Annotated in this window: 15 protein-coding genes; 6 read left to right on the plus strand and 9 right to left on the minus strand. The window is 67.4% G+C overall.

From position 1 onward, the window contains the following. Positions 1-11: 11 nt before the first annotated feature. Positions 12-3,494 (minus strand): hybrid sensor histidine kinase/response regulator, encoded by a 3,483-nt coding sequence (locus tag ACUTAF_RS02950; protein WP_445578565.1) that lies wholly within the window; start codon positions 3,492-3,494, stop codon positions 12-14. Between the two features lie 201 nt (positions 3,495-3,695). On the opposite strand from ACUTAF_RS02950, the gene ACUTAF_RS02955 reads away from it, so the two are divergent. From ACUTAF_RS02955 to ACUTAF_RS02970, 4 genes are all read left to right on the plus strand, one after another. Then, complete coding sequence (locus ACUTAF_RS02955) at positions 3,696-4,265, plus strand: GNAT family N-acetyltransferase (RefSeq protein ID WP_445578566.1); 570 nt, start codon at positions 3,696-3,698, stop codon at positions 4,263-4,265. Between the two features lie 3 nt (positions 4,266-4,268). Beyond that, positions 4,269-5,105 carry an AraC family transcriptional regulator gene (locus ACUTAF_RS02960; RefSeq protein WP_445578567.1) on the plus strand — a complete coding sequence of 279 codons (837 nt, stop codon included), beginning with the start codon at positions 4,269-4,271 and terminating at the stop codon, positions 5,103-5,105. A gap of 110 nt (positions 5,106-5,215) precedes the next feature. Beyond that, positions 5,216-5,926, plus strand: coding sequence for an AzlC family ABC transporter permease (locus ACUTAF_RS02965; RefSeq protein ID WP_445578568.1), 711 nt, complete (start codon positions 5,216-5,218; stop codon positions 5,924-5,926). Next, positions 5,926-6,255 (plus strand): AzlD domain-containing protein, encoded by a 330-nt coding sequence (locus tag ACUTAF_RS02970; protein ID WP_445578569.1) that lies wholly within the window; start codon positions 5,926-5,928, stop codon positions 6,253-6,255. The genes ACUTAF_RS02965 and ACUTAF_RS02970 overlap by 1 nt, the downstream gene beginning before the upstream one ends. Before the next feature lie 60 nt (positions 6,256-6,315). Here the strand turns inward: ACUTAF_RS02970 and ACUTAF_RS02975 are convergent, their stop codons facing one another. From ACUTAF_RS02975 to folM, 6 genes are all read right to left on the minus strand, one after another. After that, positions 6,316-6,903, minus strand: coding sequence for a putative glycolipid-binding domain-containing protein (locus tag ACUTAF_RS02975; RefSeq protein ID WP_445578570.1), 588 nt, complete (start codon positions 6,901-6,903; stop codon positions 6,316-6,318). Between the two features lie 157 nt (positions 6,904-7,060). Further along, positions 7,061-7,402 (minus strand): HopJ type III effector protein, encoded by a 342-nt coding sequence (locus tag ACUTAF_RS02980; protein WP_445578571.1) that lies wholly within the window; start codon positions 7,400-7,402, stop codon positions 7,061-7,063. Next, positions 7,399-7,692: a DUF1244 domain-containing protein gene (locus ACUTAF_RS02985; protein ID WP_445578572.1), complete on the minus strand. Its 294-nt coding sequence runs from the start codon at positions 7,690-7,692 to the stop codon at positions 7,399-7,401. Before ACUTAF_RS02985 ends, ACUTAF_RS02980 begins: the two co-directional genes overlap by 4 nt. 78 nt (positions 7,693-7,770) lie before the next feature. After that, positions 7,771-8,142, minus strand: a complete 372-nt coding sequence (gene folX, locus ACUTAF_RS02990; protein WP_445578573.1) for a dihydroneopterin triphosphate 2'-epimerase — start codon at positions 8,140-8,142, stop codon at positions 7,771-7,773. Continuing rightward, positions 8,142-8,702 carry a GTP cyclohydrolase I FolE gene (gene folE / locus ACUTAF_RS02995; protein ID WP_445578574.1) on the minus strand — a complete coding sequence of 187 codons (561 nt, stop codon included), beginning with the start codon at positions 8,700-8,702 and terminating at the stop codon, positions 8,142-8,144. The genes folX and folE overlap by 1 nt, the downstream gene beginning before the upstream one ends. Positions 8,703-8,724: 22 nt before the next feature. Continuing rightward, positions 8,725-9,435, minus strand: coding sequence for a dihydromonapterin reductase (gene folM / locus ACUTAF_RS03000; protein ID WP_445578575.1), 711 nt, complete (start codon positions 9,433-9,435; stop codon positions 8,725-8,727). A gap of 399 nt (positions 9,436-9,834) precedes the next feature. Here folM and ACUTAF_RS03005 point away from each other — a divergent pair, with 399 nt between their 5' ends. Then, on the plus strand, positions 9,835-10,788 hold the full coding sequence (locus ACUTAF_RS03005) for a MerR family transcriptional regulator (protein ID WP_445578576.1): 954 nt from the start codon (positions 9,835-9,837) through the stop codon (positions 10,786-10,788). An 84-nt stretch (positions 10,789-10,872) separates the two neighbouring features. Here ACUTAF_RS03005 and ACUTAF_RS03010 read toward each other — a convergent pair whose 3' ends face one another. Together ACUTAF_RS03010 and ACUTAF_RS03015 are read right to left on the minus strand one after the other, a co-directional pair. After that, a complete protein-coding gene (locus ACUTAF_RS03010; protein WP_445578577.1) occupies positions 10,873-11,481 on the minus strand; it encodes a hypothetical protein in 609 nt (202 codons plus the stop codon). A gap of 65 nt (positions 11,482-11,546) precedes the next feature. After that, positions 11,547-11,984 carry a PAS domain-containing protein gene (locus ACUTAF_RS03015; RefSeq protein WP_445578578.1) on the minus strand — a complete coding sequence of 146 codons (438 nt, stop codon included), beginning with the start codon at positions 11,982-11,984 and terminating at the stop codon, positions 11,547-11,549. A 103-nt stretch (positions 11,985-12,087) separates the two neighbouring features. Between ACUTAF_RS03015 and ACUTAF_RS03020 the strand changes: the two genes are divergently transcribed. Then, positions 12,088-12,537 (plus strand): flavodoxin, encoded by a 450-nt coding sequence (locus tag ACUTAF_RS03020; protein WP_445578579.1) that lies wholly within the window; start codon positions 12,088-12,090, stop codon positions 12,535-12,537. The last annotated feature ends 116 nt before the right edge of the window (positions 12,538-12,653 follow it).

A 12,653-nucleotide genomic window follows, 5' to 3' on the forward strand; every position in this document is an offset into this window, starting at 1 on the left:
TTGCCGGCCGCTCAGCCGCGCAGGGTCAGGTGACGGCTGAGCAGGGCGCGCAGGGCGGCCGGCTTGACCGGCTTGGGCAGGTAGTCGAGGCCGGCGGCATGCACCTCGGCCACCAGCTCCGGGCGGCCGTCGGCGCTGATCACCACGCCGGGCACCGGTTCGCCCAGGCGCGTGCGCAGCCAGGCCATCAGCTCGGTGCCGGTCTCGCCCTCGTCGAGGTGATAGTCGATCAGCGCCAGCTGCGGGCGCACGTCCTCGCTGAGCAGGTGCTCGCATTCCAGGCGGTTGCGCGCCGTCCACACCTGGCAGCCCCAGCGCGACAGCAGGCTGTGCATGCCGGTGAGGATGCTGTCCTCGTTGTCGATGCACAGCACCTGGGTGCCCTGCAGCGGCTGGCCATTGACCTCGCTGGTGGTCGCCGCCCTGGGTTTGGCCGTCGGTTTGCGCGCCAGCGGTACACTGACGCTGAACACGCTGCCCTTGCCCGGCCAGGAACGCACCTCCAGGCGGTGGTCGAGCACCCGGCACAGGCCGTCGGCGATCGCCAGGCCCAGGCCCAGGCCCTTCTCGGCGCGGGTCTGGTGGCTGTCCAGGCGCTTGAATTCTTCGAATATCACCTTGCGCTTGTCCTCGGGGATGCCGGCGCCGCGGTCCCACACCTCCAGGCGCAGATGCTTGCCTTCGCGGCGTACGCCTAGCACCACGCGGCCCTTGGCGTAGCGGAAGGCGTTGGTCAGGAAATTCTGCAGGATGCGCCGCAGCAGCTTGATGTCGCTGTCGATCCACTGGCGGCTGCCGCGCACGCGCAGGTCGATGCCCTGTTCGGCGGCCAGCACGCCGAACTCGGCGCCGAGGGTGTCGAACAGGTTGGCCAGGGCGAAGGGATGGCGGTCCGGGGCGATGCGGCCGTTCTCCAGGCGCGAGATGTCCAGCAGGTCGGTGATCAGATCCTCGGCCGAGCGCAGCGAGCTGTCCAGATGGCGCACCAGCTCCTGCGCCTCGTGCGGCAGGGCCTCGTCCTGATGGGCCAGCGCCGCGGAGAACAGCCGCGCGGCGTTGAGCGGCTGCATCAGGTCGTGGCTGACCGCGGCGAGAAAGCGCGTCTTCGACTGGTTGGCCGCCTCGGCATGGGCCTTGGCTTCGGTCAGCGCCTGGTTGAGTTTCGACAGCTCCTGGGTACGCTCGGCGACGCGCCGCTCCAGGCTTTCGTTGGCTTCCTTGAGGGCGCGTTCGGCCTCGCGGAACTCGGTGATGTCGGTGAAGCTCATGACGAAGCCGCCGCCGGGCATGGGGTTGCCGATCAGCTCGATCACCCGGCCGTTGGGGAACACCCGCTCGTAGCTGTGCGCGGTGCCCTGACGCATCCAGTACAGGCGCTTGGCCACGTTCTCCTCGAGGTCGCCGCCGCCGAGCATGCCGCGCTCGGCATTGAAGCGGATGATCTCGGCGATCGGCCGGCCGACGTAGATCAGCCCCTCGGGGTAGTCGAACAGCTCCAGGTAGCGGTGGTTCCAGGCCACCAGGCGCAGGTTCTGGTCGACCACGCTGATGCCCTGGGTGATGTTCTCGATCGCCCCCTGCAGCAGGGCGCGGTTGAACTGCAGCACCTCGGACGCCTCGTCGACGATGCGCACCACGTCCTCGACCTGCATCTCGCGCCCTTCGATGGCCGCCTTGACCACCGCGCGGGTCGACGAGGCGCCGAGCACGCCGGCCAGCAGGCGTTCGGTGTGGGCGATCCATTCGCTGTTGGCCGGCTGGTTGGGATCGAACGGCTTGCCCTGGCGCAGGGCGAAGCGGATAAAGCTCTGCCGTGCACGCTCCTCGCCGACGAAGCGGCTGGCCAGCAGCAGCAGGTCTTCCACCTGCACCGCCAGCAGGCTGCGGCCGCTGGGCTTGGTGCCGAGGTCGTGGCCGATGAAGCGACCGGCCTGCCAGTGTTCCGACACCCGCGTGCGGGAGAACCAGGAGACCCAGGCGAACAGCAGCATGTTGCCGGCCAGCGACAGCACCACGCCGCGGGTCAGCGGGTCGACCTGCAGGCCGATGGGGGCCTGCAGCAGGGTAGTCAGGCCCGGGAAACTCTCCAGCGACCAGCCCATGCCGCGCGCCGCCAGCGGCAGAACCAGGGTGTAGAACCACAGCAGCGCGCCGACGATCAGCCCGGCGAACACGCCGCGACGGTTGGCCTGCTTCCATACCAGGGCGCCGAACATGGCCGGCGCCAGCTGGCCGATGGCGGCGAACGACACTTGGCCGATGGTGGCCAGGCTGGCGCCCTCGCCGAGCAGGCGGTAGCAGACGTAGGCCAGCAGCAGGATCAATACGATGCTCACCCGGCGGGCGGTGAGCATCCAGTGACGGAAGGCCTCGAACGGCCGCTCGGTGTTCTGCCGGCGCAGCAGCCAGGGCAGCAGCATGTCGTTGGAGATCATGGTCGACAGGGCGACGGACGCGACGATCACCATGCCGGTGGCGGCGCTGGCGCCGCCGATGAAGGCCAGCACTGCCAGGCCCGGATGGGCCTCGGCCAGCGGCAGGCTGATGACGAAGGAGTCCGGGGTGATGCCGGCCGGCAGCAGCATCTGCCCGGCCAGGGCGATGGGCACCACGAACAGCGCGGCCAGCACCAGGTAGGCGGGGAACACCCAGCGCGCCAGGCGCAGGTCCTTGGGTTCGATGTTTTCCACCACGGTGACGTGGAACTGCCGCGGTAGGCAGACGATGGCGATCATCGCCATGCCGGTCTGCACCAGCATCGCCGGCCAGTTCACCGCCTCGGCCCAGAACGCGTCCAGCTCCGGCGTGCTCCTGGCCTTGGCGAACAGGTCGTTGAAACCGCTGTACAGGCCGAAGGTGACGAAGGCGCCGACGGCGAGGAAGGCCAGCAGCTTGACCAGCGACTCGAAGGCGATCGCCAGCACCATGCCGCGGTGGTGCTCGGTGACGTCGAGGTTGCGCGTACCGAACAGGATGGTGAACAGCGCCAGGGCCAGCGACACGATCAGCGCGGTGTCCTGCGCGCTGGTGCCGGTGTCCAGGGCGTGCTCGCCGATCAGCAGGTTGACGCCGAGGACGATGCCCTTGAGCTGCAGGGCGATATAGGGCAGCACGCCGACCAGGCAGATCAGCGCCACCACCACGGCAAGGGATTGGGACTTACCGTAACGGGCGGCGATAAAGTCGGCGATCGAGGTGATGTTCTCCTGCTTGCTGATCATCACCATCTTCTGCAGCACCCAGGGCATGCTCAGCAGCAGGATGATCGGCCCCAGGTAGATCGGCAGGAACGACCACAGCTGCTCGGCGGCCTGGCCGACCGCACCGAAGAAGGTCCAGCTGGTGCAGTACACCGCCAGCGACAGCGAGTAGACCCAGGCGCGCACCTTGGGTGGCATCGGGGTGCTGCGCCGGTCGCCATAGAAGGCGATGGCGAAGAGGATGGCCATGTAGAGCAGGGCGACCGCGGCGATCAACCCGGGGGACAGCGACATGCGGACTCCGGAACGCAGGAGGAAAACAGGAGCGCCGGTAATGCCGGCGGCGACACGCTCCAGTGTTGCACCAAAGCGGATGCGCGTCAGTTGCGACCAAGGTCGCAGGGCGCCAGCCGCGCGCTGCGACAGGGCTCGATTGTGCCGCAGGCGCGCGCCTGATAGCGTGACCGGCTGGCGAGGCTGTCCGAGGAGGGACCCATGTTCAAGCCGCAACTGGTTACTCTGCAGCGCGGCGCGCTGCGTCTGGAGCCGCTGGCCGACGCCGATATCCCGGCGCTGGTGGCGCTGGCCGAGGCCAACCGCGAGGAGCTGCTGTACATGAGCGGCACCCAGCGCCTGGACTGGTACCGCAGCGCCCTGAGCGATCTGCGTGAGCAGCGCGCCCTGCCGTTCGTCATCCGCCTCGGCGAGCAGCTGGTCGGTACCACCCGTTTCGGCGACTTCATGAACAACCTGCCTGCCTGCGAGATCGGCTGGACCTGGCTCGACCGCAGCCAGCACGGCAGCGGCCTGAACGCCAGCATCAAGTACCTGATGCTCAAGCACGCCTTCGACAACTGGCGCATGGTTCGCGTGCAACTGAAGACCGCCGCCAGCAACCTGCGCTCGCAGCGCGCCATCGAGAAGCTCGGCGCCCGGCGCGAAGGCCTGCTGCGCAACCACCGGCGCCTGGCCGACGGTCGCCTCGACGACACCGTGCTGTACAGCATCACCGATCAGGAGTGGCCGCAGGTGCGCGAGAAGCTGGAGGCGCGCTTCGGCGCCTGAGCCATGCAGCGGTCGGCCGGAGGGGAGCGCGCGCGTTTCAGCACCAGCGACGATCTGCACGGGCTGGAGCTGTTGTCGGCGCGTTTCATCGAACACCGTTTCGCCCCGCACGTGCACGACGGTCACGTGATCGCCGTGCTCGAGGCCGGCGCCGAGCGCTATCGCTACCGCGGCGTCGAGCACCTGGCGGGCGCCGGCAGCATCGCCCTACTCAATCCGGACGAGGTGCACACCGGCTCCAAGGGAGTCGAGCAGGGCTGGCAGTACCGGGTGTTCTACCCGCAACCCGGTACCTTCGAGGCGCTGCTGGCTGAACTCGAGATGCCGCCTTCCGCGCCGCCGATGTTCCAGGACAGCGTGCATCACGATCCGATCCTGGCGTCGCGGCTGAGCGCCTTGCACCGCCTGCTGGAAGAGCCACAGGCCGATGCCCTGCAGCGTCAGGCCCTGTGGCGCGAGGCAATGCTCGAGCTGCTGCGGCGCTACGCGCGCCTGCCCACGCCGCGCGCCGCCGGGCAGGAGCCGCGGGCGGTGGCGCTGGCCAAGGAACTGCTGGCCAGCCGGCTGTGCGAGCCGCCGTCACTGGAGGCGCTGGCGGCCGCGGTCGATCTGTCGCCCTTTCATTTCGCCCGGGTGTTTCGCCGCGCCACCGGCCTGCCGCCGCACGCCTGGCTCAAGCAGCGCCGTCTGGAGCAGGCGCGCGCCCTGCTCAAGGGCGGCTGCAGCGCCGCCGGCGTCGCCGCGCAGCTGGGTTTCGCCGACCAGAGCCATCTGACGCGGCAGTTCAAGCAGGCCTATGGCGTCGGGCCAGGCGAGTACCGCCGGGCCCGTCGCCAGTAAATCCGCGAGATCGGCCCAGACTCGCTGCGCACGGCGCACCCTGGCGGCGCAAGATCGTTCAAGAATCCTCCCCGGGGCGCCGTCTAGACTGAGCGGCCCAAGGAGGTTGCATGTCCCGTCATCACGAATTCACCCAGGGCGCCCGCGATATGCTGCCGATGCTGCTCGGCGCCATGCCCTTCGGCATCATCTTCGGCAGCCTGGCCGGCGCCGCCGGACTCAGCCCGGGGCAGACCCTGGGCATGTCGGCGCTGGTGTTCGCCGGCTCGGCTCAGTTCATCGCCGTCAGTCTGCTGGCCGGCGGCGCCGGTATCGCGGTGGTGCTGCTGACCACCTTGGTGGTCAACCTGCGCCATGCCCTGTACAGCGCCAGCCTGCAGCCCTACGTGCGCCACCTACCCAAGCGCTGGCGCATGCCGCTGGCCTTCTGGCTGACCGACGAGGCCTATGCGGTGGTGCTGCAGCGCTATGCCCGCGGCGACAGCGCGGCGCATCGGCACTGGTACTTTCTCGGCGCGGCGCTGGCGATGTACGGCAACTGGCTGCTGTGCACCCTGATCGGCGTGCTGTTCGGCCAGGCGGTGCCGAATATCGGCGCCTGGGGGCTGGATTTCGCCATGCTGGCGACCTTCATCGGCATCGTCGTGCCGATGCTCAGGAGCCAGCCGCAGGTGGCGGCGGCGCTGGTCGCTGCGGCGGTGGCGCTGGCCTGTCATGCGCTGCCCTACAAGCTCGGGCTGATGGCCGCGGCGGCCAGCGGCATCCTGGTAGGGGTGTGGCTGGAGCGGCGCGAGCCACAGCTGCAGGAGGAGGCGGTGTGATGGATGTTTGGTTGCTGATCCTGGGCATGCTGGCGATCACCTTCGCCACCCGCTATAGCCTGTTCGCCTTTCCCGACCTGCGTTTCCCGCCGCTGGCGCGCCAGGGCCTGCATTACGTGCCGACCGCGGTGCTGAGCGCCATCGTGGTGCCCGGCATGCTGCTGCCGGACGGCGCGCACTGGGCGCTGAGCCTGGACAACGCCTACCTGCTCGCCGGCCTGGCGGCCATCGCCATCGCCGCCTTCAGTCGCCATCTGCTGGCGACCATCGGCGGTGGTCTGCTGGTGTTCTTCCTGCTGCGCTGGGCGTTCGGGCAATTGCCGATCTAGTGTGCGCGGATTCCGCTTCGTCGCTACGCAATTCGTGGCCGGCGGTGCGCACGGCGCACCCTACACCAAGGCGCTGATCTTCAGCCCGCGCTGGCTCAAGCGCAGGTACTGCTCGCTGGCCACGAGCAGCAGCGCCTGGTCATCCACCGTCAGCTCGCAGCTCGGCTTGCCCTCGGCCTGGCTGCGATAGCGGCTCTGTTCGGGGCGCCGCTGCAGGCACTGGTAGCGCTGGCTGCGCGCCTCGATCTTGAGACTGAGCAGGTCGACGTAGGCCACCTGCAGCTCTTCGCTTTGCCCTATTTCCAGGGCGCAGCGCCGCAGCAGCGGGGTATGGGTGAAGGGCGAGGCGGAGAGCATGACGTGCTGGCAGTGCTGCAGATCGGGGCGCGGCTTGCCGTTGTGCAGCCAGTTGCCGCGGATATCGCGTTGCAGGCAGAGCTTGCGCGGACCGTGGTTGTCCACCTTGAGCCAGAGGCGGCGGAAGCGCCAGCGCGGGTCGCAGTCGAGCAGGTAGCTGGCGACCATGCTGTCACCCCCGAGGCTCTGCATCAGGTGGCTGCTGGCGTGGATGCCGGCCTCGTCCTGACCCAGGCGCAGGGTCTCGACGCCGGGGTTGCTCCAGGGTTTCCATACCAGGGTTTGCTGCATCGGGCGACTCCATGCCGTGTATCGGTCCACCGGAAGTGCCGCGCGGATCGCGCCGAGCCCCTTCCCTGGTGACTCTCATGGCGCGCAGGATAAACCTTGCGTTTTGTGATGTCTGTCAGCCTTTGCCGACAGTTGCGCAAATCGTTGCGCAGCCGACTCAGTCCTGGCGTCGTAGCGGCGCCTGCTCGAACTGCACGCCGTCCAGGCCGTGGACCATCAGCGCGCGGATATTGCCGTGGTCGCTGCCGTCCGGGGTGGCGCGCACGCTGCGGTAGTGTTCGCCGAAGCAGCGCAGGGTCTCATCCAGGCTGAAGCCTTCGAGCAGGGCCAGGCCGAGGGTCTTGCACGAGCCTTCGTTCTGCCCGGCGGCGTTGTCCACCGTGCCGTTGCGAAAGGCGCTGGGCTGGTAGTGGTAATGCGCGGCGACGAAAGCCAGGGTCTCGGTGAAGGTGAAGTCGTCCTGCTGCAGGCGGCGGCGGAAATCGGCGAGGGCGCTCATGCCTGGTTCCCCTTGTCGAAGGCGGCCTGCTGTTCGGGCGTCGCTTCCTTCTGGTACTTGGCCTTCCACTCGGCATAGGGCATGCCGTACACCGCTTCGCGGGCCTGGTCCGGGCTCAGTTCGACGCCGAGGTCGTCGGCGGCGGCCTTGTACCACTTGGACAGGCAGTTGCGGCAGAAGCCGGCCAGGTTCATCAGCTCGATGTTCTGCACATCGGGGCGCGAACGCAGGTGCTGTACCAGGCTGCGGAAGGCGGCGGCTTCCAGTTCGAGGCGTTCTTGCTCGGTCATCTCGGGCTCTCCGGGGCGGGCTTTTGGCGGCGATGATAGAAGTCCCTTGCGGGGCCGGCAAGCCGAGCGCGGCGCCGCTTAGCGGTGGCCGGCCAGGGTGATCGAAACCGACTCGGCGAAACGCAGGGCATGCGGCTTGTCCACCTCGACCTCGGCGTAGCGCACGGCATCGTGGGCCATGACCAGGTCGAGGATTTCCTGGGTCAGGCGTTCGAGCAGGGCGAAGCGGTTGCCCTCGACGTGGGCGATGATCGCCTTGGTGATGGTGCGGTAGTTCAGCGCATGGTCGATGTCGTTGCCCTGCACCGCGTCCACCGCTGGGTAGAGGATGGTCAGGTTGATCAACACGTCCTGCTTGTTGTTGATCTCCTCCTCCTTGATGCCGATGTAGGTGCGCAGGCGCAGGTCCTTGACGCGGATGCGCGCCATTCCGGGTTCCAGTCGCGGCATTACTTGTTCCGTCCGATCAGTTGCAGGAATTCGTGGCGAGTGTTGCAGGACTCGCGGAAGGCGCCAAGCATCACCGAGCTGCTCATCACCGAATTCTGCTTCTCCACCCCGCGCATCATCATGCACATGTGCTTGGCCTCGATCACCACGGCGACGCCGGCGGCGTTGGTGACGCTCTGGATCGCATCGGCGATCTGCTTGGTCAGGTTCTCCTGGATCTGCAGGCGGCGGGCGAACATGTCGACGATGCGCGCCACCTTGGACAGGCCCAGCACCTTGCCGGTAGGGATGTAGGCGACATGGGCCTTGCCGATGAAGGGCAGCAGGTGGTGCTCGCACAACGAATACAGCTCGATGTCGCGGACTATGACCATCTCGTCGTTATCCGAGTCGAACAGCGCGCCGTTGACGATCTCCTCCAGCGACTGGCGGTAGCCGTGACAGAGGTACTGCATGGCCTTGGCCGCGCGTTTGGGCGTATCGAGCAGGCCTTCGCGTTCGGGGTTCTCGCCGAGGCCGATGAGGATTTCGCGGTAATGTTGGGGCAGCTCTGGGTGCATGACGGTAATCCTTGGCGCTCCCTCACTTGAGGTGGCGGCCGCCATTGAGGGGCACGGTGGTGCCGGTAAGGTAGGGGTTGTCCAGCAGGTAGCGCAGGGTCTGGTAGAAGACCTCGGGGCCGGGCGCGATGCCCAGCGCCGACTTGGCCAGCGCCTTGGCGCGGTACTCGGCGTCGTCGCCTTGGTTGAACATCAGCAGCGCCGGGGCGATGCCGTTGACCTTGATTGCGGGAGCCAGGCGCGCGGCGAACGACAGCGTCAGGCTCTCCAGGCCCGCCTTGCTGGCGCAGTAGGCCGGGCGATTGGCGCTGCCCTTGCGCGTCACGTCATCGCTGACGTGAACGATATCGGCGGGGCTGGAGCGGCCCAGCAATTCGGCGCAGTGCAGGTTGATCAGGTAGGGGGCGAGCATGTGCACCGCGAACAGCTGCTGAAAGGTCGCCGCCTCTTCGCCCGGCGTTTCGGCGAGCCAGTCCGAGGCGTTGTGGACGATGGCGCGCAGGCCGTCGGCATGGGATTTCAGGCGCGCGATGAAGTCGAGGATGCTGGCCTCGTCGCGGAAATCCGCCTGCAGGCACAGGACGCCGCGTTGGCGCAGGCGCTGCACGCCCTCGCGTTCGTGGCGATAGCTGAGTATCACGGACTGGCCCGCATCGAGCAGCCGTTCGGCGCAATACAGGCCGACCCGCTGGCTGGCGCCGGTGATCAGGATGGGGTAGCTGGCAGCGCTCATAAGGCTCATGCACGGGTAAGGGAAGGGGCAGTAGCGACTCCGCGGCAGCGGTCGAACCTGGAGCAAAGTTATACCAGCTATGCTGCTTGTACAACCATGCCTGGTCTGTGGTTTTGTGTGTGCGTAGGCGTACTGCGCTATTTTTCTGGGTTGTAAGGGCTTTTGCTTTTCAGGCTTGCTCTGGATATTTTTTCATTTGTTGTACATTGCGTTGTTTTCGTATAACTTTTGTATGCCCCAGCGTGTCGAGCGGATGCAGCAACTGCCCGGTGTACGGGCTTGGCCCGTGCCGCGCGATGGCGTGGTGCGCCCGCCGACCGAGTGAGCCGAGGTGGGTGCGCCGTGCTGCAGGGGCTGGGTTACAATTGCCGCACCTTTTTCTGCCGCGACGCCCAAGCCATGTCCGAACTCGCCGGTGCCCCCCTGCTCGCGTCCAGCGCCCTGAAACAGGAGGAGCTGTTCCCGATTCGCGAAGTCTCGCGGCTGACCGGGGTCAACCCGGTTACCCTACGGGCCTGGGAGCGGCGCTACGGCCTGATTCAGCCGACCCGTACCGACAGCGGCCACCGCCTGTATTCGCAGGCCGATATCGACGCCGTGCGCAGCATCCTGGCCTGGATCGAGCGTGGCGTGGCGGTGAGCAAGGTGGGCAAGATCCTGGCCAAGAGCGCTGGAGCCCGCAGCGGCGTCGCACCAGTCTACGAGGAGGCCAGCGCCGGCGAATGGGGCGAATGGCAGGGGCAGATCCGCTACGCCCTGAGTGGTTTCGACGAGGGGCGCCTGGAGCGTCTATACGGGCAGATCTTCTCCACCTATCCATTGCCGGTGGTGTTCCAGGACATCTTCATGCCGGTGTGGCAGTCGCTGTTGCTGCGCCAGGATGAGTTCGGCCAGAGCAGCGAGTGGCTGATGCTCGACAGCTTCCTGCGCGGGCGTTGTCTGCAGCGTCTGCAGCTGGGCCGTGGCGCGGTGGAGGAGCGGATACTGCTTGCCGCCCTGCCTGGACACTGCCGCGAACTCGAACTGCTGGTGGCCGCGCTGATGCTCGGCGGCATCGATATCGGCGTCAGTGTGCTGGGGGTGGGCCAGCCGATGCTGGAGCTGCCACTGGTGTGCGAGAAGATGCAGCCGCTGGCGCTGGTGCTGTTCAGCAACCAGCCGCCCAGCGACGACCTGCCGCGGCAACTGTCACGCCTGGCGCTGGCGCTGGATTGTCCGCTGCTGCTGGCCGGCGACAGCGCCGACCTGGCCGAGGACGGCCTGGCCGGCTCGCCCATCGCCTGCCTGGGCAACGAAGGGCGGCTGATGCAGCGGCGTCTGCAGCAGTTTCTGGCCGGCCACCTCGACACCTGATTCCCGCGTTCGCCGCCGGCCTTGAGCGGCTGCGGCGAAGCTGTCATCGGTTTTGGCGCCAAGCGAGTTGGCCGGCTGCGACCTTCAGGCCGCCGGTTCGGAGTGGTGCTGGCGATCGCTGTGCTGCTCGAACAGGTACTGGCGCAGGGTCTGTTCGTCTTCGCTGTGCAGGGGCTGCAGGCTGTAGGCATAGCGGTTGGGGCTGACGCGACGAACCAGGCGGGCACGCACTTGCACGCGGCGCTGCTGCGGCAGCAGCAATTGCAGCAGCTGAACCTTGGCCGGGCTGCGCGGCGCGTCGTGCTGCACCAGCATGCCGTTGTTCGACAATTCCAGGGCCTGCAGGCCGCAGCGGCGGTCGCGTCTGTCCAGCAGCGGCAGCGGTGGGGACAGCGACAGGCGCCAGGGCCGCTCGCTGACCCCCTGTTCGAAGATCAGCGGGGCGCCCAGTTCCAGTCGCGGCTGGCTGTGGCCGTCCTCGATCAGGTGCAGGGGGAAACTCAGATGATCCGCGCCTGAATGGGTATCCAGGCTGAACTGCTCGCCATCGCCGAGGCGACCGAGCAGTTCGCTCAGCTGTTCGCCGAGATCAAGGCGCGGAACGGAGCGGGAGCGACGCTTGCGAGGCGGCGGCGTGGTGAGTTGCTGGATGAAGTCCAGCTCGGCTTGGGTCAGGAGCGGATCGTTTGGCATGGCGGATACTACCTACAGTCCAGCACATTCAGACCGCGTCCCGCAGCAAGAGTTGTGTGCGTTCGTCAGTTATCCAGGCGTGCCCTGAGTTCGGCCAGTTCCGCCTCCAGTTCGTGGATACGTTGCTGGGCTTCGACCTGCTCGGTGACGTCCTTCTGAATACCAATATAGTAGGTCAGCTGGTCGCCTGCGTTGAACACGGGGGTGATCGATAGCTCGTTCCAGAAGGCGCTGCCGTCCTTGCGATAGTTGCGGATGACCTGGCGGCACGGCTGCTGCGTCCTTACCGCCTGGCGGATGGCGTCCAGCCCCGGTTGGTCGCGCTCTTCGCCCTGGAGGAAGCGGCAGTCCTGGTAGAGGATGTCCTCGGCGGCGTAGCCGGTGAGTCGCTCGAATGCGGGGTTGGCATAGATCAGGATGTTGTCGTCGCCTTCCTGTTCGGCCACCACGATGCCGTCGTTGGAGGCGTCGATTACCAGTTGCAGCAGCTTGGCATTGATCATGGTGGCGGTTCCGCGGGCAGGTGGACTGCATTCTAAAACATCGGGTCGGGCTGTCCACTTGCGGCATAATCGCCGGCGTTTTTCCCTGGTATCCGGAGTCGTCATGAGAGTCGCCATTATTTCGGGGTCGGTCTACGGCACCGCCGAAGAAGTCGCCCGCCACGCCGCGCGCCAGCTCCAGGCCGCCGGCCTGGAGGCCTGGCACAAGCCGCAGATGAGCCTGGAAGAGCTGCTGGCCTTCGGCCCAGAGGCGTTCCTGGTGGTCACCTCCACCACCGGCATGGGCGAGCTGCCGGACAATCTGCTGCCGCTCTACGGCGCAATCCGCGACCGCCTGCCGGGCTGGCACGGTCTGCCGGCGGCGGTGCTGGCGCTCGGCGATTCCAGCTACGACACCTTTTGCGCCGGCGGCGAGCTGGTGCGCGAACTCTACGCCGAGCTGGGCCTGCGCGAGGTGGTGGAGATGCTGCGCCTGGACGCCAGCGAGACGGTCACCCCGGAAAGCGATGCCGAGCCCTGGCTGCAGGCCTTCGCCGCGGCGCTGAACGGCTGAGGCGCGCCAGGGCAGGGCGCGCCTGACCCGCTGGGCCAGCAAGATGGCTGCCAGGGCGACTATCGCCGCTTCTGCGTGCGGCTAGACTGCGGACACCACCGACCCCAACGAGATCG

Source organism: Pseudomonas sp. SP16.1, from assembly GCF_052682975.1.